This is a genomic window from Leyella stercorea (genome assembly GCF_021531355.1).
Classification (GTDB): Bacteria; Bacteroidota; Bacteroidia; order Bacteroidales; family Bacteroidaceae; genus Prevotella.
In genome coordinates, this window is record NZ_JADYTS010000188.1 from 1 (window position 1) to 744 (window position 744).

Sequence of the window (744 nt, forward strand, 5' to 3'; positions counted from 1 at the left end):
TTAACCATCAGTCTCTTGTCTTCGTCAATGCGCATAAGTGCTTCTATGACAGCATCTGCTCCCACACCTTTTACAATTGCAATGATAGTGCCTTTACCTCCACGTGAAGATCTATTGCTTACTATTGTGTACAGTTCACCATTGCTTGGAGCCGTTTCGTCAATGCATACGCTTTCACCTATATTTTCAGGAAAGACAAGCCAGTCTTCTGCATGTGAAAGTTCTGACCATTCACGATAGCCACTGAGCACATCCTTGTATTGCTTTTCAAACGTATCCCCGTTAATGTGATAATAGCGGTCAAGCGAACGGCAGGTCGTAGGAATCGTCTCCATACACTCCTTTTAAAAAAGCCGCAAACTCCTTGGAGTAGCGGGTTCCTTCAGCCTTCAGGTCATAAGAGTCGGAGAAGTATCGATTATTCTGCTTGTCGTACCATTTGCGTCTTCTGACAATCAAGTCAACACCTTTGTCGCGGATTGGAAAGTCACGTATGGTTACAGCTTCACAGAACCCTTTGGATTCAATCTCAGGGTTCTCTTTATAATCAGCCTTTACCGATTCATCAAGATAGATGCGGATAAGGGATGACTCCTCTTCTACACGTACTACTTCAAAATTTGAAAGTATCTCTGATGGCAGAATCAACTGTGCCAATGCTAATAGTCCTTGATTATTCATGGCACAAAGGTATAAATTTTCTATAGAATCAAAGCGTCTTCCCCCTAGTTTATCGGGTGAGCC

1 protein-coding gene and 1 pseudogene are annotated in these 744 nt (G+C 42.9%); both read right to left on the reverse strand.

Annotated features, from left to right (window positions below):
- Nucleotides 1-335 (reverse strand): annotated as a pseudogene (locus tag I6E38_RS14990) (ISAon1 family transposase); the annotation flags it as partial.
- The gene (locus I6E38_RS14995) at nt 301-681 is read right to left on the reverse strand and encodes an ISAon1 family transposase N-terminal region protein (RefSeq protein WP_227236548.1); all 381 of its coding nucleotides are present in this window, start codon (nt 679-681) and stop codon (nt 301-303) included. The gene I6E38_RS14995 and the pseudogene I6E38_RS14990, both read right to left, overlap by 35 nt.
- Nucleotides 682-744: the final 63 nt, after the last annotated feature.

Excerpts from the sequence above, each read along its gene's own strand:
- I6E38_RS14995 (WP_227236548.1), bottom strand. The coding sequence starts at position 681 with ATGAATAATCAAGGACTATTAGCATTGGCACAGTTGATTCTGCCATCA.